A 24,099-nucleotide genomic window follows, 5' to 3' on the forward strand; every position below is an offset into this window, starting at 1 on the left:
TTAGACTCCTTATTAAAATTCATTATAAATGAAATTATTATGTGTATCGCCGGAACCATAAATTAGGTACAGCGCAATAAATATAGCTAAATAGAGAAGCGTTACTAAATAGGGTTTAGCTTTCTCATAATATTGCATTATTTTATGATTATTCTCTTTCAATGCACTATTGCACCTCACTATCATGTCAATTATTGGAGCGGATTAATCGTTTTTCTCGCGAAGGATATTTGAAGCTCCGAAAAAGCAAATTCATTAAATATATTTTTTATATATTATACATTCATCTTATTATAATTAAAATTTGTTTTTATAGCAAATTAAATTTTGCACTTCAAGCCGTTGTGATAACGACACTGACATTCATATTTCCAAGTTCATAGAAGTAAGTGAGTCAGTATCCATATTAGCTACGCCTTGTAATGGCATGGATGAATTTAAATGACATTAATTATATTAGTACCAATTAACCTACTTAACAATTACATACGACATAACAAAACTGTTAGATAATATAAAAGAACTTCTATCGTTAAATAGTAAATCATTACCTTAACGTTAGAAGTTCTATATCGCTTTATTTATTTGTTACTGGTGTAAGTGGTGCTTCCCCTTTTAATATCGCAGCAATATTATCCACACATAATTGAATCATGTGATCTCTCGTTGCTACTGAAGCACTGCCAATATGCGGTAATATAATTGCATTAGGCATTTTCAGTAGTGGATGGTCAAGCTGAATAGGTTCTTCGCGTAAAACATCCAAGCCACAACCACCAATATCTTGATTGTTCAATGCATCAATTAATGCTTCCTCATCTACAATAGCGCCACGGCCAATGTTAATAAAGATCGCATCGTTTTTCATTTTTGAAAATGCATCTTTATTAAATTTATTTTCCGTTTCCGGCGTTAACGGTGCAGTACATATGACGAAATCACTTTCTGCTAATAACGTATCAAACGATACATAGGTTGCATTGAGTTGCGTTTCTGCATCTTCATGTCTAGAGCGATTATGATATAAGATATTTGCATTAAACCCTTGCAATCGACGTGCAAAGCTCTTTCCAATATCACCCATACCATAAATACCTATAGTCGATCCATGGACATCTTTGCCTGACAACAAATAAGGTCCCCAACTTTTCCATTCGCCATTTTGAATATAGCGTTCTGCTTCAACAATACGTCGCGCTACAGCTAACATTAATGTGAATCCTAATTCAGCTGTTGTTTCAGTAAGTACTTGTGGGGTATTAGTGATAACAATACCTTTTTGATTTGCTAACTCAACATCAATATTGTCAAAACCAACCGCCATATTTGCAATAATCTTCACGTTTTTCGCGTGTTCCAGACAGGTTGCATCTATCGTTTCACTCAATGTAATAAAGCATGCATCTACGTCTTCTATTTCCTTCAAAAATTGCGCTCTAGGCATAGGTTCAAATGCTTCTTCCCACATTTTAACGTCGCCGAGTTGTTCCAATTGTTCAATGAAACGATTTGGAATCTGACGTGTGACTAGAATTTTCACCATTGTCGTGCCACCCCTTTATCTATTTTTGGGCATTTTTTTCTAATTCTGCAATTGCTACATTTAAATCTTTAAATGAATATGTAGGTTGTTGATCTTTCTCTTGTAGTTCTTCATACGTCGTTACACCTGTTTGAACATGAATCGTATCTACACCGACATTAATCCCTGACATGATATCTGTATCGTACAAATCACCGACCATTGCTACATCAGATTTGTCCAATTGTAAAATATCTAATGCAATGTCCATAATGACTGGTTCAGGTTTACCAATAAATTGAGGGGCTTGACCCGTTGATACACTTACTACACTCGTAATTGCACCATTACCTGGTAAGAAACCACGTTCTTTAGGAATAGATACATCTGGATTTGTTGAAATAAAACGCGCACCCTTACGTACTGCAAGCGTTGCAACGGCTAACTTCTCATAAGTGACATTTTCATCTAAACCTATCGCAACATAATCTACGTTTTCATCATCTTTTACAGTTAATCCAGCTTCAGTTAATGCTGTGCGTAAGCCATTACCACCTAACATATATACTGTAGCATCACTTTTCTCAACGGCAATAAAATTGGCTGTTGCTAACGCAGATGTGACAACCTCTTCAGGTTTCGCATCAATCTTCATCTCTTTTAATTTTTGCGTTACCTCTTCAGGTGTCTTTGTAGAATTGTTTGTAACATATAAATGTGGAATTTGATGATTGTTTAAGTAATCGATAAATTGTGCTGCACCATCAATTTCGTCTGTACCTAAATACATCGTTCCATCTAAATCGATTAAATAACCTTTATAATTCTTCATTAGCTGTTGTCTCCTTTTCCAAAAGCAGTAACCGGCACATTCTCTTTCTCAAGGAATTGCGTTACCTCTTGAATAAACTGTTCATAATACGGCAAAGCATGATCAAATAACGGTTGAATCTTAGTATCAACTAATTCCGTGTAATTGTGTGCGAACTGCTTTCTAACATCAATCGTTTCATTTACACGTTGCTGTGTAGATTTCGAAATAACGCCTTCAAGTTCAAGAATATCAATGACATCTTTATAATTTCCAGGATCTCTCAAGATAAAACCATCAATAATCATATTCCCTATATCCACAGATGATTCAATTAACATTTGCGCGATACGTTCAAATGCATAATGATTTTCTTTATTTGCTTCATAATCTTTAATTAATTGATTTAAGTAAGTTAATTTTAAAGTAAGTTGATCTTTATCTACAAAATACATATCCTTCACCTCTTAATATGTCTATCATATCACAGTTTTGCATCGGTCTTCATTTGTCGTTATACTAAATTAAAATACAAAGATAAAAGGAGTTCTACTCTAATGATAGATATGTACTTATATGACGATGAAGAACAAAGCCAAGTGCAATTTGTAGGCTTTGTAGGTGAACACAGTCGATATGATTTAATGCTTGTTCAAACAGACCGTCATTATGGTAAGACGCTTGTACTAAATATGCAAACAAATAAATTTGGTATCATCGGTACAGATGATATTGAAGAAGAAGGCTACATCGCGCATATTCTAGGTGTAAGCCAAGAAGAAAGTGATGAAATTATTGAATATCTGAATCAAGTTATTCAATAATTTCAATTTAAATAAGCTGTGAAAAAATCTTTTATCATGATTTTTTCACAGCTTATTTGATTATTTCTATTGTTCATCATCATGGTGTTTAACTTCTTGAATCGTAGGTTTAATTTTGACGTCATGCAACTTATCTTCTGTATCCGACAAAATGACTTCATCTTTTTCATGTTCTAATTGTTGCACTTCTTTATTAGATAAATGACGCAATACAAAATAAGGACAACCAAAATTACAATATTCTAATATATAATCTTGAATACTTGAAAAACGTTTAGATATTTCAGCTTTCTTATTGGTATCTTTGTAAAAGCCTTTTAAACGTAACTGGTCATATCCAAAATCTCCTACGACAAAATCATATTTATCTAATATATCTGAATATCTCGATGCAACTAATTCTTCATCAAAACACGATCTATAATCTTCAATGATTTCAAAATATTGTTGACCTATCTTAATCATAATTTGTCACCTTTAACTCGTATAATAAAAACTTAGATTACACAATTCAGTAAAAAGTGTGCAACCTAAGTCTCTAAAAACTTAATCTAAACTATTCACGTGTTTAAATTAATTTTGTTGTAATTTTTCTTCACCTAGACGGTGTTTTTCTTTAGCCGCTTCATTTACTTGTTCATCGGCATGATAAGAACTACGTACCATAGGGCCAGCTTCACAGTGTTTGAATCCTTTGTCCATAGCTACTTTTCTTAATTTACCAAATTCTAATGGCGTATAATATTTTTCAACTTTTAAATGCTTACGTGATGGTTGTAAATATTGACCAATTGTTAGTATGTCTACATCATTTGCACGAAGATCATCCATTGTTTCGTAGATTTCTTCTATCGTTTCACCTAAGCCAACCATTAAACTTGATTTAGTAGGAATATCTGGTTGTAATTCTTTAGAGCGACGTAAGAATTCTAATGTTCGTTCATATGTAGCACGTGCACGAACTCTTGGTGTTAAACGACGTACTGTTTCGATGTTGTGGTTTAAGATATCTGGTTTAGAAGCCATTAAAGTTTCTAGTGCTTCATAGTCACCACCCATATCTGATGGTAAGATTTCGATTGTAGTGAATGGATTACGCTCACGTACTTTACGTACCGTTTCAGCATAAACGTTTGAACCTGCATCTCTTAGGTCATCACGTGCAACAGCAGTGATAACAACGTGTTTCAAGTTCATTAATTCAACTGATTCTGCAACACGTTCTGGTTCATTTAAATCTAATTCATTAGGTAAGCCTGTCTTAACAGCACAGAAACGACATGCTCTTGTACATACCGCACCTAAAATCATAAATGTAGCCGTACGTCTAGCTCCCCAACATTCATGTATATTTGGACACTTTGCTTCTTCGCAAACAGTGTGTAAGTTTTTTTCACGCATCATTTTCTTGAGGCCAATATAGTTTTCGTTCGTGTTAAGCTTAATTTTCAACCAATCTGGTTTACGTAAGATTTCTTCATTTTTAGTAGCCATAACCACGTATACCCTCCTGTATAATCTATCTTTTCCTATTATAACGAACTTTACATTAAATTAAAACGTAATAAGCTATAAATTTCGTGATTCACACAATTTCTATTTAATGAACAAATATATCTTGCACTATTTTATTATAATCTTAATAACTTATCCTTGAAAATATCTCTAAGGAATTGAGGCATTAAATAATCAATTGATTTACCTTTTAATATTGGGAAATATCGACCAAAGGTATACATATCAACTGTTCCTAGCGTATATGTCTTATCATCAATCACTTCTTCACCATTAACAAAAAAGCGATTGTCTGACTGAATATAGCCGCAATTATATAATATATACCCACCAAAAATATCGCCTCTAAAGCCTAAGCCCTGCGCATGTTCATGCATATATTCTTGCTTTTGGCTTTTGATAATGACTTTTTTAAGTTCAGCACCTGTTAGACGTACACGCACTAAATTAATCGGATGTGGCAACATTTTATGAATGTCGTATTCTGTTAGTCGATCTGCTTCAACGCCTTTTACGATAAGCCCTGCATTAATAATTGTACAATCTGTATTCGTGAATTCGAATACACTTTCTGCTAATAAATACGTTGTTTTAGTAATCACATCGGTTTGACTACTTAAATTGATAGGATGATCAATCACTGGCTCACTCATAAGCGCTTTCCCTTCAGACTCATAATCCGTATCAATTAAAGGCAACGTTTCAACTGGATAAATCATGGCTTCTTTATTAACAACCTTTTTATTTTCAATAGTTAAATTAACTTCACCTAAGTAATATCCATATTTTCCGGCAGCAGCCATGAGTACACCATTGTTCATTTCACCATTATCAAAATGATGATGTGTGTGACTACCTAAAATGACATCAATTTCTGGAATCTCTTGGCATAACTTTTCATCAAAAAAGATACCAACATGACTCATCACAATAAGTACATCGTAATTACCTTGTTGATTGGCAATTTCATCTTTAATCGCTTCTAACGGATCTGTAACAATCCAATCAAGTGCGCGATAAAATGGCGTAAACGCTGCTGTAGCCGCCACGAATAAAATACGAACACCTTCAATGTCTTTAATACATGAAGCAGCAATATGTTGTGGTAATTGACCTTCTTCATCAATAACATTGGTGCAAATCACGTCAAACGTCGCATTGTTATATAACTGATTTAACGCTTCATGTGAAATCGTCATTCCTTCATTATTACCAATTGTCGCAATATCGCAATGTGCCTCGTTAAGCAACTCGACATTCTTACGCCCTATCGTTGCTTGAGTCACCGGTGCAGATAAATCTACATGGTCGCCTATATCTAAATAGAGTGAGGGATGTTGAAGTTGAGGTCTATGTTCTGCCATATAAGATGTAATACGTGCATATTCGTTTAAATGACTATGAATATCGTTCGTGTGAAAAATGGTTAACTTCACTTAAATTCCCCCTATTTTTATTTAAAGAAAAGATTTAATAATTAAGTACACACCCATTATCAACATCACCGTACGCAAAAGTGTGACAACCGTTTCAGATTTAATTGAGTGATTGACACGCACACCAATTTGAGCACCAATGTAACTTGAAATAATGAGGACGATAGAATAAGACCACGCAACATGACCTTGTATGATATGCCCTATGGAACTCATTACACTTGAAAAGAAGATCATCATCATACTCGTACCTACTGCAACATGAGGTGGAAATCTAAAGACGATTAACATGAGTGGCGTCATTAATGCGCCACCACCAATACCAAATAAACCAGTTAATATACCGATAAATAGCGTCGCAACAAATGCAAATAAAGGCGGTACACTGTAATGATACGTCTTGCCTTCAGAATCAATATACGTTTTACGATATTTCTCTTTATCAAAGATTTTAAACGGTTTGATTTTATGTCTTACCATTAAAATAATAGAGACAATAATCATGAAAATACCAAAATATAAATTGAATGATTCTAAAGTAAGGTATCTACTTAAAAATGACCCAAGCAAGGAACCTGGTAGTAAACCAAATAAAAAAATAGAGCCATTCTTGATATCCACTTGCTTCGTCTTTAAATAGCCTAGTGATGAAGATAAACCTGTGACGATTAAAATCACAGATGATGTTCCTATTGCTATTTGCGGAGTTATACCATGTAATACATCGTGCGTCACGCCTAAATAAACCAGTGTAGGAACAATGATAATACCTCCACCAATGCCTACTAATGACCCTAAAATGGCAGAGAAAAGACCGATAAGCACTAATAAAATAATTGTCACTAACATTATATTTCGCCTCTTAGAATAATTTTAATTGTTGGGGAGCTAAACCTGTGTATTCAATGTCTAAAATGTCTTGATATGTTTTAGCATTTTGAGCAGCATGGCCACCCGAATTATTATTGAATACGACATAAACTATTTTGGCTTTTTGTTCTAAAATCCTAACTTTATTAGCTAAATCGGTAAGCTCTTCCTTATTGTAATTATATAAATATCGCACATCACGCCACTCTTGATCTGTCATATCTTTTTTAGTCCATCCTTGTCTGTTCCTTCCATGATAACGGACGAACGCTGTTTCAGTAGTAATACGGTTAACGAGTGGTACGGATCCTTCTCTTACTTGTGGTTCATCAACAACTGAATGGATTATATGGTGTTCCATTAAAAATGAGAGCGTTTGCTCTTTAAATTGTTCGTTAAACCATGATTGATGACGAAATTCAACACAAAGCGGTATATCAGATAATTGCTGACGAACGTATAAGATATACTTGATGTTCTGTGCCGTACAATCAAACCAAGGTGGAAATTGAACTAATACCATAGCTAATTTATGATGGTCAATGAGTGGTTGTAACATACGCTTAAATTGCGCAAATAATTCACTTCTTGTTTCTGCATAATCTTTATAATCTGCATGCAATGTGAGCGCTTGATGAATTTTCACAACAAATTCAAAGCGATCAGGTGTTTCTTTAATCCATTTCATGATATTTCGTTCAGGTTGGATGGCATAATATGATGCATCAAGTTCAACAATAGGAAAGTGACTTGCATACGTTTGTAACTTGTCCGACTGTCGTTCCAAATCTTCATATAACGTATCATGATCGCCCCATCCAGTAAGACCTATATTAATCATTTTTATCACCAGGTATATGATACCATATTCAATTTTAAGATATCACTTGTTCTATCCCATCTTTACATTATCTTATTATTTTTTGAAAATGTGGCCCACTCTAGCTCACAACGTTTTTATAAATCCATACTACTGCACAGCCTTCAATAACGCCTCGATTTGTTCGACAAGTTTATCCATGAATTGATCTACATGTTGCGCTGTAGCTAAACGTGGCGATTGACCACTCCATATATGTGTCCATTCACGTTTACCATTGGAAGCCGCAGTCTTTCTAATTGCATTGGTTAATTGATTTTGAACTGGATACGGTGGTAGAACACCTTCATATCGCGACATTTTTTCCACAAATTCATTATGGATGCCACGCGCAAATTTACCACTAAAGACGTCCGTAACAATAGTGTCCGTTTCCTTACTATGTAGTACCGCTTGTTTCACTAAATCATTCGCACCGCTTTCCACTGTAGTTAAAAACGCTGTCCCCATTTGAACGCCTTGCGCCCCTAGTATTTGACTAGCTAATACGCCACGACCATCCATGATACCGCCTGCAGCAACAACTGGTATCGTGACTTGATCAACAATTTGAGGAATTAAACTCATTGTGCCAATTAGTGGTGTTGCTTGCTGTTTACTTGGTAAAAATGACCCCCTATGGCCACCTGCTTCACTACCTTGCGCAACTACTATATCCATGCCTGCCTGTTCGTTTTCAATTGCTTCATCAACAGATGTTGCCGTACCTATTAAAGTGACTTGAGCATCTTTCAGTTGTTTAATGATATCTTGTGATGGTATACCAAAGGTAAAGCAACACACTGGTATTTTCTTTTTAATTATCATGTGAATTGCCTGCTTAAATTGTTGTGTTTCTGAGATATTAATGACAGGTTCTTCAAGATTTAAAGCCTTACGGTAAGGTTTTAGCCAAGCATTCATACGCTCAACTTGTTCATTGGTATACGTATGATGCCCTGGAACAAATAAGTTTACGCCAAAGGGTTGCCTTGTTAACGATCGAACTTGTTCTATTTCTTGTTCTAACTTTTCAATTGTAAAGTAGCCTGCACCAATACATCCTAATCCACCTTTATTACTAACAGCTGCCACAAGTTCTGGTGTTGTACTACCGGCCATACCTGCTTGAATAATAGGATATTGAATGTTTAAAGCCTCTGTGAATTGATTGTCATACCACATGTTAACGCCACCTTCTCTATAATGAGTAGTTACACATACTATACCTGTATTGTTCAACTTATTCCCTACTCTAATTTTCAATAAACTTGCCCATTACTATATAAAAAAGTGGGAGTGGGACAGAATTCTTTTTAAATTCGTTGTCCCACCCCCGTAAGGGTGACTAGAACTAAGAAAAGCTTGAATTAAGCGTCTTCTCAGTTCAGTCAGCTACTGCGAATTCGCAAAATAGCTTCATTATATTATTTTTTCCCGGACTCACTTATGATTAAGCACAATCAGTAATGCTGAATGATTAACCGATAGAGCCTTCCATTTCGAATTTGATTAAACGGTTCATTTCTACTGCATATTCCATTGGTAATTCTTTTGTGAATGGTTCAATGAAGCCCATAACGATCATTTCTGTAGCTTCTTCTTCAGAAATACCACGGCTCATTAAGTAGAATAATTGCTCTTCTGATACTTTAGAAACTTTCGCTTCGTGTTCTAATGAAATATTGTCATTAAATACTTCATTGTATGGAATTGTATCTGAAGTAGATTCATTATCTAAAATTAACGTGTCACATTCAATGTTAGAACGTGCACCTTTCGCTTTACGTCCGAAGTGAACGATACCACGATAGATTACTTTACCACCATTTTTAGAAATAGATTTAGATACGATTGTTGAAGATGTGTTAGGTGCTTTGTGAATCATTTTAGCACCAGCATCTTGTACTTGACCTTTACCAGCAAAGGCGATAGATAATGTACTACCTTTCGCACCTTCACCTAAAAGAACACAGTTTGGATATTTCATAGTTAACTTAGAACCTAAGTTACCATCTACCCATTCCATGTTACCATTCTCATGCACAAATGTACGTTTAGTAACTAAGTTATAAACGTTGTTTGCCCAGTTTTGAATTGTTGTGTAACGTACGTGTGCATCTTTATGCACGATGATTTCTACTACTGCTGAGTGTAATGAACTTGTAGTATAAACTGGTGCAGTACAACCTTCAACGTAGTTCACTGATGCACCTTCATCAGCAATAATTAATGTACGTTCGAATTGACCCATGTTCTCTGAGTTAATTCGGAAGTATGCTTGTAATGGTGTATCTAATTTAACATTCTTAGGTACATAGATGAATGAACCACCTGACCATACAGCTGAGTTTAATGCTGCGAATTTGTTATCAGCTGCTGGAATAACAGAAGCAAAGTATTCTTTGAATAGTTCTTCGTTTTCACGTAAAGCACTATCTGTATCTTTAAAGATGATACCTTTTTCTTCTAATTCTTTTTCCATGTTGTGATATACAACTTCTGATTCATATTGTGCAGAAACACCTGCTAAATATTTTTGTTCAGCTTCTGGAATACCTAATTTATCAAATGTACGTTTAATTTCTTCAGGTACTTCGTCCCATGAACGTTCTGTATGCTCTGAAGGTTTGACGTAGTATGTGATGTCATCAAAATTTAATTCTGATAAATCACCACCCCATTGAGGCATTGGCATTTTATAGAATAATTTTAAAGCTTTTAATCTGAAGTCAAGCATCCATTCAGGCTCTTCCTTCATTTTTGAAATTTCTCTAACGATATTTTCAGTTAAACCACGTTCTGATCTGAAAATGGAAACATCCTCATCGTGGAAACCATATTTGTAATCTCCAACATCAGGTGCTTTTTTAGCCATTTCAATCACTCCTTAAATATATTTAAAACGACGTGTGCGAGATTTTTAATATTCTTTATTGTCTATTGTCATTGTAACAATATGCAACCTTCATAAAAAGTCAAACGTGTAAAAAGTTAAGGTTAAGCTTTAAATAAGATAATAGGTCTTACATAAAACTGGCCGATTACTCTTCAGTCGAACCTTCTGCTTTACCTTCTTTTTCAACTGTTCCTTTTTCAAGTGCTTTCCAGGCTAATGTTGCACACTTGATGCGAGCTGGGAATTGAGATACACCTTGAAGTGCTTCAATGTCTCCCATATCTTCAGTGATTTCATAATCTTCACCAAGCATCATCTTAGTAAATTCTTGACTCATTTGCATCGCTTCACCTAGTGAATGACCTTTCACCGCTTCAGTCATCATAGATGCACTAGACATTGAAATAGAACAACCTTCTCCTTCGAATTTAGCATCGTTAATGATGCCATTTTCAATATCAAACGTTAATCTAATGCGGTCACCACAAGTAGGATTGTTCATGTCTACAGTCATTGAGCCATTATCTAAAACGCCTTTATTTCTAGGATTCTTATAATGATCCATAATTACAGATCGATAAAGTTGATCTAAATTATTAAAATTCATAAGAGAAAAACTCCTTCGTTTGTTTCAATGCTTCAACAAGTTGGTCTACATCTTCTTTAGTATTGTAAACATAGAAGCTTGCACGCGCAGTAGATGATACGTTCAACCATTTCATTAATGGTTGTGCACAATGGTGTCCAGCTCTTACAGCAACACCTTCAGTATCTACTGCAGTAGCAACATCGTGTGGATGAATATCAGCTAAGTTAAATGTGATAACACCCGCACGACGATCTTTAGGCGGACCGTATATTTCAAGTCCTTCAATCGATGACATTTGTTCATAAGCATATTCTGTTAATGCTTTTTCATGTTCATGAATAGCATCGAAGCCTATGTTCTCAATGTAGCGAATTGCTTCTCCTAAGCCAATAGCTTGAGCAATAATTGGTGTACCTGCTTCAAATTTAGTAGGTAAATCTGCCCACGTAGCGTCATATTTGCTTACAAAGTCAATCATATCCCCACCAAATTCAATTGGTTCCATGTCTTTTAATAAGTCACGTTTACCGTATAATACACCAATACCAGTAGGTCCTAACATTTTATGGCCACTGAAACTGAAGAAATCAGCGTCTAAATCTTGAACGTCTATGTTCATGTGTGGCGCAGATTGTGCACCATCGACACTTATAATCGCACCGTGTTCATGCGCGATTTTAGCGATTTCTTTGACGTCATTAATCGTACCTAGAACATTAGATACATGTGCTATGGCTACGATTTTAGTGTTGTCATTGATTGTTGCCTTAACATCCTCAATATTTAATTCACCCTCTTCTGTCATTGGAATGAATTTTAATGAGGCATTTTTGCGTTTAGCTAATTGTTGCCATGGAACAATATTGGCATGATGTTCCATTTCAGTAACAACAATTTCGTCGCCTTCTTCAATGTTGGCATCTCCATAACTACGCGCAACAATATTAATTGCGGCAGTTGTTCCTCTTGTAAAGATGACTTCTTCAAAGTATTTAGCGTTAATGAAACGTCTTACAGTTTCACGAGCACCTTCGTATCCATCAGTAGCTAGTGAGCCAAGTGTATGCACTCCACGGTGTACATTGGAATTGTATCGTTTATAATAATCATCTAATACGTTTAGTACTTGAACTGGCGTTTGGCTTGTAGCTGTTGAATCAAGGTACGCTAATCTTTTTCCATTAACTTTTTGATCTAATATTGGAAAATCTTTAATAATTTTCTCAACATTTAATGAAGTTTCGGCCACTTTATTTCACGACCTTTCTTATATTAAAAATCTCTTTGGGATTGATAAGTTTATTTATTAACTTTAAGTTCGATAACTTCTCTTAATTGACGTTTAACATCTTCAATTGGTAATTCACGCACTACAGGGTCTAAGAAACCATGAATCACTAATCGTTCTGCTTCTTTTTGAGAAATACCACGACTCATTAAATAGTAAAGTTGTTCAGGGTCAACACGACCTACTGAAGCTGCGTGTCCTGCTTCTACATCATCTTCATCAATTAATAAGATTGGGTTAGCGTCACCTCTAGCATTCTCAGAAAGCATTAAGACACGTGACTCTTGGTTAGCGATAGATTTCGTACCACCATGTTTAATGTAACCTATACCATTAAATACAGATGATGCATTCTCACGCATTACACCATGTTTTAAGATATAACCGTTCGTTTCTTTACCATATTGAACAATTTTAGACGTTAAGTTGATTTTTTGGTCGCCTGTACCAACAACAACGGATTTAAGTTCACTTGTTGAACGATCACCAATTAAATTAGTTGTATTATCAATGATTTGACTACCTTCATTCATCAAACCTAATGCCCAATTAATTGATGCATCTGCAGCAGTTGTACCACGGCGAATGATGTGACCAGTAAAGCCTTTGTCTAAATAGTCAACTGAACCATACGTAATATTAGAGTTTGCACCTGCAATGACTTCAGAAATGATGTTGAGTTGGTTACCTTCGCCACTTGCAGTTGATAAATAGTTCTCAACGTATGTCACTTCAGCACTTTCTTCAGTAACAATAATCACATGATTGAAGAAGCTAGCATTCTCATCATCGTGTAACACAACATATTGGATAGGATCTTTAACAACGACATTCTTAGGTACATAAACAAATACGCCACCATTAATTAAAGCCGTATGCAATGCAGTTAAACGATGTTCATCAACAGTAACTGCATCTGTCATTAAATATTTTTGTACTAAATCTCCGTGATTAACTAATGCTTCAGATAAGCCTTCAATAATCACGCCATTATCTTGTGTTTCTTGTGATACTTGCGTATAAGCTAAAGCATTATTATGTTGTACGACTAAATTTTTAGTGTTTTCAACGTCAATAATGTTTTTAATCGCATCTGGAAGCTCTGATAAATCATTGAACGTTTGTCCTTCGACTTTATGTTGTTTAAATGAATCAAAGTCCCATTTTCTTAATTTCGTTTTATCTGGTTTTGGCATTTCTAAAGTTTCTGTTAATTTCAACGCTTTTTGACGTAACTCAGTCATCCAAGAAGGTTCATTGTGCGCTTTAGAATAATCAACAAGTTGTTCTTCAGAAATGTTTAAAGTTTCGGTTGTCATAACTCTCTTTTCCTCCTACTTGATGAAAAATTTTAGCGACTGTAACACCATCGAAATAATAACTTTGTTTATATATTCGATGTCTCAGTCTCACATATTCAATCGTCATTATTAATGCATCAATTTACATTAATAATCTGCATCTAGTTTCATCATTTAAAAACAAACGACTGCTAGATTATTCTTTAGCACCAAATTCTTCTTTAACCCACTCATAGCCTTCTTCTTCAAGACGTTTAGCTAATTCAGGGCCGCCTGATTTAACTACTTTACCACCGTACATAACATGCACTTTGTCAGGTGTGATGTAGTTTAATAAACGTTGATAGTGTGTAATCATTAATGCACCAAATTCTTCACCGCGCATTTCGTTAATACCTTTAGATACAACTTTCAAGGCGTCGATATCTAAACCTGAATCGATTTCATCAAGAATTGCGAATTTAGGTTCTAACATCATTAATTGTAAGATTTCGTTACGTTTTTTCTCACCGCCAGAGAAGCCTTCATTTAAGTAACGTTGAGCCATATCTTTATCGATATCTAAGAAATCCATTTCTTTATCTAATTTCTTGATAAATTGCATTAAGTTAATTTCTTGTCCTTCTTCACGTTTTGCGTTAATCGCTGAACGCATGAAGTCAGCATTCGTTACACCAGTGATTTCTGATGGATATTGCATTGCTAAAAACAGACCAGCTTTAGCTCTTTCATCAACTTCTAATTCTAAAATGTTAACACCGTCAAGTAACACTTCACCTTGCGTTACTTCGTATGATGGATGTCCCATAATCGCTGATGATAACGTTGATTTACCCGTACCATTTGGTCCCATAATTGCATGTATTTCGCCTGTATTAATAGTTAAATTAACACCTTTTAAAATTTCTTTATCTTCAATAGACACATGTAGGTCTTTAATTTCTAATGTTGATGACATTTATATTCCCTCCGTAAATATAAAGTTTTCTTAACTAGTTTATAATAATTTTAATTTGTAGTCAAAAAGACTTTGTGTACTTTAATACACTTCATTATAACGCAAATAGCCCTTAATATAAACTTATTAAAACTCTAAATTATAGTGATTATTTATCTAAAATAATTTTTATCTAAGACTCAATTTTTTCTTGCAACTGATAATCAAAGGCTTACAGTTCTCAATAGAAATAATTCAGACACAAATCCCATTCATTTAGTGCAATATTTATAAAAATTATAATATTACAATCTTAATATTTTATTATTCTTCAAAAGTCTGTTATGATGCTATTTAACCTATTTCGAAAGGAGACGTTCATGCAAAATTTCAAGTGGATTAATATATTAAAAGGGTTCGGTATGGGAACAACCGATTTAGTTCCTGGAATTAGTGGAGGTACTATCGCGTTATTATTAGGCATATATGACGGTTTTATTTCTTCAATAAGCGGTATATTCTCCAAGCGATTTTGGCCTAGCTTAAAGTTTTTACTTCCTATATTAATTGGTATGGCTTTAGCAATTGGCATACTAAGTAACTTAATCAATTATTTATTAGAACATCATCAAGTAGTTACCATGTTCTTCTTTACAGGATTAATCATTGGTATTATCCCTTACTTATTAAGAACTGCAAAATTTAATAAAACATTTACAACAAAACACTATGGCATTATGTTAGTAGGTATCATTATTTTAGTAGTCATAACATTAATGAATTCTGGTAATCAAAGCGCTGATACGTCACTAGATTTATCATTTGGTCTTATTATTAAATATTTCTTAGCTGGTGCATGTGCTTCAAGTGCAATGTTATTACCTGGTATTTCTGGATCATTCATGCTACTTGTATTTGGTACTTATGGAACAATTATGTTAGCCATTGCTGATTTAGTTAAATTAAACTTCGATGGCCTTCCAATATTAATAGTTGTAGGTTTAGGTGTATTAGCAGGATTTTTATTATCTAGTCGTATTATTAAATACTTCTTGCATCATCACTTCTATACCACATTCGCATTAATAACTGGATTCGTTATTGGTTCCGTTTATGCCGTTTTCCCAGGTCTTCCTCAAACTGGTGTTGAGTGGACACTTTCAATCATCACATTAATCGTCGGTTTTGCCGGCAGTTATTGGCTCGGCCAAATTACAGATGAGAATGTATAATCAATAGTATGAAAAAATAATCGCCAACGATAGTCATCATCGTTGGCGATTTGTCTAATTATAAAGAAAAAATCCCATTAATAAATTAATGGGATAAACACGACATAAAGTCTTGTTTTAGTAGATTCTGTAATTTTAGGTATAAGTACAAGTTAGCTAAACTTGTTCCTTACATTTATTATATTTCCACCTTAGCATGTTAGTCAACTACTATTTTAATTAATATTAAATATTTCTACATTCTTCCCCAAATAATTGATCTCAATATTATGGATTATTTGAAAAGAATAATGGATCGGCGTAATTATAGAGATAATCACTTTAATCAAATCATTTGAAAGGAATAGCACTTAATAATCGCTATTTAAAATAGTTGTGACTGAAGTACTAGCGTATTAAAACTTCAATCTTGCGGTGTAGCATCAATGTAACGTTCACTTATACTTAAAATCACAGAGCACTAAAACGTATATCGTCATAGCTTACATTGTCGATTTGTTTCACTTATACCTAAAATTACAGAGTACTAAAACCAAACGCACCAGCTGTTACTTTACCTTTATGTTTCACTTATACCTAAAATTACAGAGTACTAAAACTATGGAGGTGGCTCTAGTGGTAAATCACATGCTTCACTTATACCTAAAATCACAGAGTACTAAAACAAAAACGTTGGTAGCGTTTATGCAGTTCAAGTTTCACTTATACCTAAAATTACAGAGTACTAAAACGACAAGCAGAAGCTATCACTTTGTATAACAGTTTCACTTATACCTAAAATTACAGAGTACTAAAACAATACTTGAGCCTAAAACATGGGCTAAAGGTTTCACTTATACCTAAAATTACAGAGTACTAAAACCTTTTCTATCTGCACCACCTTCAACCCAACGTTTCACTTATACCTAAAATTACAGAGTACTAAAACCGGAAGGTACAGAAAGCAATCTACCACCAGGTTTCACTTATACCTAAAATTACAGAGTACTAAAACCTTTCAATTCGTCACCTTTTAAATCTTCATGTTTCACTTATACCTAAAATTACAGAGTACTAAAACGTTCAAGCAATATTCGATTTGCTGGTGTAGTTTCACTTATACCTAAAATTACAGAGTACTAAAACAGCTGTGCTAACATTGATATTTGTAGATACGTTTCACTTATACCTAAAATTACAGAGTACTAAAACTGGGTACGGTTAGCTATACTTTTGTAACTGGTTTCACTTATACCTAAAATTACAGAGTACTAAAACCATCTTTTCGACCTGCACGAACTGGATATTGTTTCACTTATACCTAAAATTACAGAGTACTAAAACTTAATAACGGTACAGGACACACAGCTGTGGGTTTCACTTATACCTAAAATTACAGAGTACTAAAACTTGATTTGTAACATGGTTTTGGTACTCGTTGTTTCACTTATACCTAAAATTACAGAGTACTAAAACATTACGTGCAACAATGCACATTGGTTACATGTTTCACTTATACCTAAAATTACAGAGTACTAAAACCTCTAGCAATATAAAATCGCTAAAAGAATTAGTTTATAAAAAGGTATCTCAGTGAACAAGTTAGCTAAACTCATTCACTAAGATAATAATAGATTATTATGTTAATTATAGCAAAGTAATTAATTCAACGATTGTTGGTTTAAATATTTATTGATGCTTTTAGGCAGTAATTCATTTTTAATTTTCAATTCAAATTTATGATTACAATGTTGCATATATGAAACGCCAACATATATGTCAATAGCACTAAATAACATAATTTGTGCTATTTGATAATTAGATATTATAGGATTTAATTCTAATTTATCTTGATAAGTTAAAATGAATCGATTCAAACTTTCTTCTAGTTCCCTCTTATCAAAATTAAGTGGCGCATTCCACTCTAATTCTTCCAGAAATTCAGATGTGTTTTTTTGCTCACCATCTCTTATATAGTTATTGTATTTCCACTCTTCGGATAGAAAATGTAATGATCCTGTTAATACAATTATGTTTGCATCGAGCGTTAACAATAATTCTTTCAACTTTATTTGTTCTTTAGGACTTAAATTTGCTTCAGGATATAAGTAAATCAATAATAAATGATTATTGTGTAGCTTGTTTAATTCATCAACGATTAAAGGTAGCACTTGCTCTATTCTGTTTACTAATTTTGTATAATCCTTCTTCATTTCATATTCAAAGCTTAATAACTTAATGAAATATTTAATATCTACAGTCTTTATTTGTAAAGGTAATTCATTGTAATTAATCATCTCTAGTAAATCATTCAGAAGTTGATTAATAGAATTTAAATATCCTGAACTTTCAATATGATTAGCAAAATCTCTTTGGAGTTTCTTATTCAAAATAGATGTGGCGCCTAATGAATGCTCAAGTTCTATTTTGTTATTATCAATAATAAAACTCTCATATTCAAGATTAGAAATTAGTTCATGACTAGTACATTCTATAATAGAAACTTCATTCTTATTTGAGTTTCTTTTTTTAAAATATTGATCCATAAGTTCAAGTATGTCCTCTTCAATGGTTTCAAATTCATTATAGATAGCAGTGTATTGGCCAATATTCAGATTCATTGTAGGTACTGCTTCAGATTTTATTTGCCATATGATATGTTCCATATTTTCTCTTATCAAAAAATAATAGTTCTATTATCACCTAATAGTTCTATATTATGATTTTCTTCTCCTAAAAGTATTTGCATATGTTGATATTGCTTTTCAGTTATCATGAGTGCCCTGACATGACCTTCTTGAGGTAGAAAAGTATTTACTTTTTTTATAGTTTGGTTTGCCGCATCTTTATTTATGACACTCTTGATATAAATTGAGTATTGCATCATTAAAAATCCATCCTCAATGAGTTGCTTTCTAAATTTACTATAAATTCTTCTTTGTTTCTTAGTTTCAACTGGTAGATCAAACATTAATAGTACTCTCATAAATCTATAACTCATAAAATGAATATTTACTCAAACTAGGAAACTTTAATGATTTAATATCACCGTCTTTAAAATACTCAATTATAGATTGCACCATAATATCAATAGCTCGAATAACCGTTTGCATTTTTCCATCAATTTCAACACGAGCATGTAATAGATTGATTATTTTTAATCTATACGTTTTTGTTAAATAGTCTTCAGGAGGATGTTTCAATAAGAACAAATCAACTAGCGCCCTAAATGGTTCAATTAAATCTGATGCTAAGTTAAAATGATTTCTCCCTCCAATATGGTGGATGCCAATTGCTGGTATTAAACCTTTTGCGACTATCGTTCTAGCTATTGCAGCATTCAAAATAGTGTACCCATAATTTAAAACCGCATTCTCTATAAGCGCATCATTATCTCTCGTAAAATCTTTAAAGAAACTATTAAAATAGTATTTTGCAGCTTGACCCTCAATATTATTCCGATCATATATCAATACTGACTGCTTTAACTCTGTCATTTTTTGAATTCGCACAGTATCAATGTGCATGTACTTCATACATTCAATTTGATTTTGAATTTTTTGCTTTACAATTGATTGCCACAATTCACTTTTACGAGCTACATCCCATTTTAATTGTGCTTTCATTTGCGCATATTGATTAAAATGACCTGATATTGGTTGTAAAGTGCATTCTGGCAAATGCTTTTGATTGCAAAAGATAACTAAAATATTATAATCCGAGAGTTCTACTAATAATCTGGATGTTAATGTAACAGTTAAATCTTCAATAACTAACGCAAAAATATCAGCTAAAGGAATCTTAGTTTCTAGATCGCCTTTTTTGATTTTTAAGCTATTTAAATTAAGTGACATGTGATTAACTTCTGTTATATACACAATTCTCCAACTCATAGCTTAGATTCCCTTTTTAAATATTAATTGTGGCTTTTCGGCGCAAGATTGATAATATCTATTTCCTAGAACGTCAGTAGATAATTTTCTAATACTTTCAACTTTTCTTCCAATTGTTTTAAAAATTCTTGGTGTTGATTTAATATTATTCATTTCACAGAATTCCGTATATTTAATGTCAGTAAAATTAAGTTCTATTCTATTACTCTTATCATTATTAACCCCAACAACTGTATATACTTTACCGTCTAGTTCAATCAAATCATTATAATAAAAACTTCCAATAAATTTAGCTTTAGCATCGATACCTTTATTTAACTTTAATTTCTCGTATTTGGCTTCAGGAATATAATAATAATTATCTTTTTTAAGTACATCCAAATATGTAATGCTAACGAATTTATAACCTTTATCAGTCAGATACACATCAAAACGATACGACTTAAATGATAATTTCACAAGTTTGTTTCTCGAATTGCTGTATTGATTTGTAACATCTAAATGATTTCCAACCTTTTTACCAAACATCTTAATCGATTTAACAATTGGTCCATTATTTTTCTTACTGTATTTAGTTAAATAGTCTCCTGTTTCTTCGTGATATTTAGCCAATGGATTTTTCTCATTAGCGTATTGCTTCATGATCACTTCTAGTTTTTCAAACGTTTTTGGATCATTTTGATACATTAAGAATTTTTCAGGATTCTTATTAAAATGTTTTTTTAAATCTGTATTATCTTTACTATAAATATTCTTAATCGGCGAGATGATATATAAGTCATCATCTTTTACTCTTGTTGAATAAAGCGTGTCATTGATTAATTGTCTATTTGGTTTCTTATCCACTCTATGCGAATATTTAAAATCTCTAAATTCTTTAATTTCTTTTACTTGCTGTGGAATGACAAATAAATCTTGGTATTCTTTATCACTATCAACTTCAATTTTAGTTTCTATCTCTTTACGTTCTGGTTGTTCTAAAACCTTATTTGCTGCTTTTAACTTTTTATTTTCTTTAAATAAGAAATCAGCGTTAGCGATAATTAGCGCATCTTCAGCATGATGCTTATAACCATGGTTACGTTCTTTTTTGAATTCCCATACTTTTCTTAAATGATTTGTAAAGCTACCATTGATTGTTTTAACTTTAACATCCAAATCATTAGCGCTGAAATACGCTTTTAAATAATTGGTTAATTCTCTTGTAGCGTATCGCGTATCAACTAAGTTTCGATTAATAAATTCTTTTTGTACCTCAAATTTATTTATATCTCGTTCTTCTAGTAAGTAATCTTTTTTCTTCTTCGAAATTCTATCTTTTGATTTACTAAGATTTAACACATGTTGTTTAAACTGATTATAAGACAGTTTTGCTTCCCCTGAATTCAGGTATTGGTATGGTGTACGGTTACCTTTTTTACTATTTTCTGTTTGCTTAACGAGAACTTTATTTTGATATGAATTATCAAATGATACAGATCTAGGAATAATATGGTCAACTTCATAATGATTAGGATTATTTAATAAGTCTTCCAATGGTATACTCTCAAGAGAATACAGACATTTGCCCTCTTGTTCGTCATGAAGTCTAATCTTTTCAACTAATCGCTTCGCATTTTGATTACCTGTTTTTCCGATAATCTCGTTTATTCTCTGTCTTGTTTTTTCATTTTTCTTTTGTAATTCATTAATAAACTTTTGTTTATCTTTAGTATTATTCTCTCTAGCCAACTCAATAATAATATCTTTAGGAGCACCATATTTTTCTATTACTTTATTGATAACATTGATTGCTTGACCAAACGTTCTTTTAACTACTGGAGATAGTATAAACTCATCAATCATATCTTTAGGTATTTTATTTGCTTTCTTTAAGTTAATTTTTCGAGGTTTAATATTTAAATATGCAAAGATTTCCATTTGATTTCTAGAAGTATGCCATAATTCCTCTAATACTAAGTTTATACATTTTAAAGAAAGTCGGTGTGTACCGTTATAACCAGCTAAGTTAGAAATACTTTCTTTATCTATTTCATTAATTGGTTCAGCTAATTGCTCTAATTCTTTTTTAATGCTCTCTTTATCTTGGTAGATAGTTATAATTTCAGCAATTTGATCTAATAATTGAATATTTTCCAATATACTTTGGTCTTTTAGAGATTTTTTTAAATCGTGATACAGTCTAAATTCAGTAAAGTTTTCTTTACCGGATTTAGTTATTCTATAACCTTTTATATCTTCTGGTTTTACACCTATTTCATTAGCAATTTGTTTTAAAGTAGGTTTTTTCTTTTGTTTAAACACATTTTCAATGATGTGGTATTTTTCATGATATTCTAACTTATTTAGCCCATCTCTTTGAATTACTAAGTTATTTAAATCATTTAATGCATTAAATAAATCCGCAGAGTATGCATACTTAACGCTTCTTAATTCTTCAGGAAAATATGTACAACGGCCCATCAAATGTTCATACCATTTCTTTAAATCAGCACCCCATCCGTAAGGACTACCTTCACCTGGACCTTCATAATATTCTCTTCTTGTCTCCACTAATTCAACATACTTATCAATAAAACTATTATCCAAATGATACGTTTCTTTTTGTGTTTCTAAAATTTGTCTTATTTCTTTAACAATATCTGCCGTCTTAAATCTATTTTTCTCGCCTCTAACTTTACCTTCATTGTATCTTTCAAGTAAAAGTTCACATACGAATTTATCTTTCAATAAATGATTATTTTTTGATAACTGTTCTTTTGTAGAAAGTTCGTTTGATGCATCCTCTTCTTGATCTATAACATCTATATTATGTATACCGCGTCTTTTAGCTAAATGTAATAATGCGATTGCTAATTCATCTCTCGTTAATTTTTCTCGTAACCCTCTCACTCTTATTTCATAAGGGTTTGTTGATTGAGGGATGACATCAATAGAATCGAGTAACTTATAATCTTTTAATAATTGTTTAACCCGCTCTAATCTATGGATTCTTCGTCTTTTTAACCTTCTAGCGCCTCTTTTACTTCTACGTCCTTCATTATTTTCTACATTAGCTTCAGGAAATAACCTCACTCCGGCATCAATAATTGATTTGTCATTGTAATTTATAATGCCATATCCAACTGAAGTTATACCTATGTCTAATCCTAAAATATAATCTGTTTTCACTTTAAATCACCCACCCCTATTTTATAATTTGATTATAATTTAAAACAAAATGCGTTGTAATACTTTTTAACTAGATTTTTAAATATTTTTTTATTTTCTTAAAGTTTTATTACAAAATAATAGTGTCCCTATTCATAAAGTTTCCTATACTAATGACAAAGACAAGTAATGTATTAAATCACAAATGATTCTATAAACTTTCCCTTAAGCATACGTCGCAACACAAGTTGCTTGGATATGAAAAAAAGCGCAAGTGCTTAGCACTTGCGCTTCGTCTTATAAACAAATTATTTATTATCGTTGTTACCTTTTACTTTATCGATAACATCGTTTGCTTTTTCTTTAACGTTTTCAACAACTTCTTTAGCTTTACCAGAAGCTTTGTCGCTTTGACCTTCTTTTTCTAAATCTTTATTGTCAGTAGCATTACCAACAGTTTCTTTTAAATTACCTTTTGCTTGTTCAAATTTATCTTCAGCCATTTGAGATTCCTCCTTGATAGTCTGTATATCTTGTATAGTAATAAATACCACACTATAACATGTTTAAACATTATATTCGTAAAAATTTAATTTTTTCATTCTACAATGAGTTCAATTATAATGATAATGAAATAAATCAATTTAAGGAGTGGTTATAATGAAATTCATTAATTTTACCGCAATGACTAAAAGTGGCCTCACTAAAAAGGTAAATCGTTTCTTAGAAGAAAATCCATACATCGAAGTTATAAAATTTGACTATACAATGGGATCTGGCGGACAAGGTGTCGGCATACTGTATAAAGATAGAAAATCTTTCTAAATTAAAGGAGTGGACAGAATTCTTTTAAAATTCGTCGTCCACTCCTAGCTTGCTTTACTTGAAGCATTTCTTAATGAAATTCTCTTTGGTAGGGCCCCACTCCCAGCTTGCTTTGCTTGTAGAATTTCTTAGTGAAATTCTCTTTGCTTGGGCCCCGCCCACCTCCGCA

The 24,099-nt window shown here is 32.8% G+C and carries 23 protein-coding genes and 1 CRISPR repeat array; of the genes, 3 read left to right on the forward strand and 20 right to left on the reverse strand.

Translation table 11 applies throughout. From position 1 onward, the window contains the following. Nucleotides 1-12 precede the first annotated feature (12 nt). The 4 genes from KA909_RS07540 to KA909_RS07555 form a co-directional block, all read right to left on the reverse strand. Nucleotides 13-138 (reverse strand): teichoic acid D-Ala incorporation-associated protein DltX, encoded by a 126-nt coding sequence (locus KA909_RS07540; protein WP_107630223.1) that lies wholly within the window; start codon nt 136-138, stop codon nt 13-15. 439 nt (nt 139-577) lie between these two features. Continuing rightward, complete coding sequence (locus KA909_RS07545) at nt 578-1,543, reverse strand: 2-hydroxyacid dehydrogenase (protein ID WP_193839587.1); 966 nt, start codon at nt 1,541-1,543, stop codon at nt 578-580. Between the two features lie 19 nt (nt 1,544-1,562). Then, nucleotides 1,563-2,354, reverse strand: a complete 792-nt coding sequence (locus KA909_RS07550) for a TIGR01457 family HAD-type hydrolase (protein ID WP_210130083.1) — start codon at nt 2,352-2,354, stop codon at nt 1,563-1,565. Continuing rightward, nucleotides 2,354-2,788, reverse strand: coding sequence for a DUF86 domain-containing protein (locus tag KA909_RS07555; protein WP_193839588.1), 435 nt, complete (start codon nt 2,786-2,788; stop codon nt 2,354-2,356). Before KA909_RS07555 ends, KA909_RS07550 begins: the two co-directional genes overlap by 1 nt. 102 nt (nt 2,789-2,890) lie before the next feature. Here KA909_RS07555 and KA909_RS07560 point away from each other — a divergent pair, with 102 nt between their 5' ends. Continuing rightward, the gene (locus KA909_RS07560) at nt 2,891-3,157 is read left to right on the forward strand and encodes a DUF3055 domain-containing protein (RefSeq protein ID WP_037548938.1); all 267 of its coding nucleotides are present in this window, start codon (nt 2,891-2,893) and stop codon (nt 3,155-3,157) included. A 66-nt stretch (nt 3,158-3,223) separates the two neighbouring features. Here the strand turns inward: KA909_RS07560 and KA909_RS07565 are convergent, their stop codons facing one another. From KA909_RS07565 to sufC, 11 genes are all read right to left on the reverse strand, one after another. Beyond that, nucleotides 3,224-3,622, reverse strand: coding sequence for a YutD family protein (locus KA909_RS07565; protein WP_193839589.1), 399 nt, complete (start codon nt 3,620-3,622; stop codon nt 3,224-3,226). A gap of 108 nt (nt 3,623-3,730) precedes the next feature. Then, on the reverse strand, nt 3,731-4,651 hold the full coding sequence (gene lipA / locus KA909_RS07570; protein ID WP_029376689.1) for a lipoyl synthase: 921 nt from the start codon (nt 4,649-4,651) through the stop codon (nt 3,731-3,733). A gap of 137 nt (nt 4,652-4,788) precedes the next feature. Then, complete coding sequence (locus tag KA909_RS07575; RefSeq protein WP_210130084.1) at nt 4,789-6,108, reverse strand: bifunctional metallophosphatase/5'-nucleotidase; 1,320 nt, start codon at nt 6,106-6,108, stop codon at nt 4,789-4,791. Between the two features lie 21 nt (nt 6,109-6,129). Continuing rightward, the gene (locus KA909_RS07580) at nt 6,130-6,957 is read right to left on the reverse strand and encodes a sulfite exporter TauE/SafE family protein (protein ID WP_075108671.1); all 828 of its coding nucleotides are present in this window, start codon (nt 6,955-6,957) and stop codon (nt 6,130-6,132) included. Nucleotides 6,958-6,970: 13 nt separating this feature from the next. Next, the gene (locus KA909_RS07585; RefSeq protein WP_210130085.1) at nt 6,971-7,819 is read right to left on the reverse strand and encodes a DUF72 domain-containing protein; all 849 of its coding nucleotides are present in this window, start codon (nt 7,817-7,819) and stop codon (nt 6,971-6,973) included. Nucleotides 7,820-7,948: 129 nt separating this feature from the next. Further along, complete coding sequence (locus KA909_RS07590; RefSeq protein WP_210130087.1) at nt 7,949-9,022, reverse strand: NAD(P)H-dependent flavin oxidoreductase; 1,074 nt, start codon at nt 9,020-9,022, stop codon at nt 7,949-7,951. A 295-nt stretch (nt 9,023-9,317) separates the two neighbouring features. Beyond that, nucleotides 9,318-10,715 carry a Fe-S cluster assembly protein SufB gene (gene sufB / locus KA909_RS07595; RefSeq protein WP_053029835.1) on the reverse strand — a complete coding sequence of 466 codons (1,398 nt, stop codon included), beginning with the start codon at nt 10,713-10,715 and terminating at the stop codon, nt 9,318-9,320. A gap of 166 nt (nt 10,716-10,881) precedes the next feature. Then, nucleotides 10,882-11,343: a Fe-S cluster assembly sulfur transfer protein SufU gene (gene sufU, locus KA909_RS07600; protein WP_053029837.1), complete on the reverse strand. Its 462-nt coding sequence runs from the start codon at nt 11,341-11,343 to the stop codon at nt 10,882-10,884. Continuing rightward, the gene (locus tag KA909_RS07605) at nt 11,333-12,574 is read right to left on the reverse strand and encodes a cysteine desulfurase (protein ID WP_193839592.1); all 1,242 of its coding nucleotides are present in this window, start codon (nt 12,572-12,574) and stop codon (nt 11,333-11,335) included. Before KA909_RS07605 ends, sufU begins: the two co-directional genes overlap by 11 nt. 50 nt (nt 12,575-12,624) lie before the next feature. Beyond that, nucleotides 12,625-13,932 (reverse strand): Fe-S cluster assembly protein SufD, encoded by a 1,308-nt coding sequence (gene sufD, locus KA909_RS07610; protein WP_070855137.1) that lies wholly within the window; start codon nt 13,930-13,932, stop codon nt 12,625-12,627. Between the two features lie 178 nt (nt 13,933-14,110). Then, nucleotides 14,111-14,872 carry a Fe-S cluster assembly ATPase SufC gene (gene sufC / locus KA909_RS07615; RefSeq protein WP_011276304.1) on the reverse strand — a complete coding sequence of 254 codons (762 nt, stop codon included), beginning with the start codon at nt 14,870-14,872 and terminating at the stop codon, nt 14,111-14,113. Between the two features lie 359 nt (nt 14,873-15,231). Here sufC and popT point away from each other — a divergent pair, with 359 nt between their 5' ends. Next, nucleotides 15,232-16,083 carry a polyprenyl-phosphate transporter PopT gene (gene popT, locus KA909_RS07620; RefSeq protein ID WP_053029843.1) on the forward strand — a complete coding sequence of 284 codons (852 nt, stop codon included), beginning with the start codon at nt 15,232-15,234 and terminating at the stop codon, nt 16,081-16,083. Between the two features lie 431 nt (nt 16,084-16,514). Further along, a CRISPR array of direct repeats spans nt 16,515-17,604; the repeat unit is 36 nt; unit sequence GTTTCACTTATACCTAAAATTACAGAGTACTAAAAC. A gap of 119 nt (nt 17,605-17,723) precedes the next feature. On the opposite strand, the gene KA909_RS07625 is transcribed toward popT, so the two are convergent. From KA909_RS07625 to KA909_RS07645, 5 genes are all read right to left on the reverse strand, one after another. Beyond that, on the reverse strand, nt 17,724-18,728 hold the full coding sequence (locus KA909_RS07625) for a hypothetical protein (RefSeq protein WP_193839593.1): 1,005 nt from the start codon (nt 18,726-18,728) through the stop codon (nt 17,724-17,726). 11 nt (nt 18,729-18,739) lie between these two features. Continuing rightward, complete coding sequence (gene cas2 / locus KA909_RS07630; RefSeq protein WP_193839594.1) at nt 18,740-19,048, reverse strand: CRISPR-associated endonuclease Cas2; 309 nt, start codon at nt 19,046-19,048, stop codon at nt 18,740-18,742. A gap of 4 nt (nt 19,049-19,052) precedes the next feature. Continuing rightward, entirely contained in the window at nt 19,053-19,955 is a 903-nt protein-coding gene (gene cas1 / locus KA909_RS07635) for a type II CRISPR-associated endonuclease Cas1 (protein ID WP_193839595.1), read from the reverse strand. 3 nt (nt 19,956-19,958) lie between these two features. Beyond that, the gene (gene cas9 / locus KA909_RS07640; RefSeq protein ID WP_210130086.1) at nt 19,959-23,126 is read right to left on the reverse strand and encodes a type II CRISPR RNA-guided endonuclease Cas9; all 3,168 of its coding nucleotides are present in this window, start codon (nt 23,124-23,126) and stop codon (nt 19,959-19,961) included. Between the two features lie 287 nt (nt 23,127-23,413). Beyond that, nucleotides 23,414-23,608: a CsbD family protein gene (locus KA909_RS07645; RefSeq protein ID WP_053029845.1), complete on the reverse strand. Its 195-nt coding sequence runs from the start codon at nt 23,606-23,608 to the stop codon at nt 23,414-23,416. 157 nt (nt 23,609-23,765) lie between these two features. On the opposite strand from KA909_RS07645, the gene KA909_RS07650 reads away from it, so the two are divergent. Further along, nucleotides 23,766-23,930: a hypothetical protein gene (locus KA909_RS07650; RefSeq protein ID WP_193839597.1), complete on the forward strand. Its 165-nt coding sequence runs from the start codon at nt 23,766-23,768 to the stop codon at nt 23,928-23,930. Nucleotides 23,931-24,099 lie beyond the last annotated feature (169 nt).

Source organism: Staphylococcus sp. GDX8P54P, assembly GCF_017893165.1.
In the GTDB taxonomy this organism is placed as follows: Bacteria; Bacillota; Bacilli; order Staphylococcales; family Staphylococcaceae; genus Staphylococcus; species Staphylococcus borealis.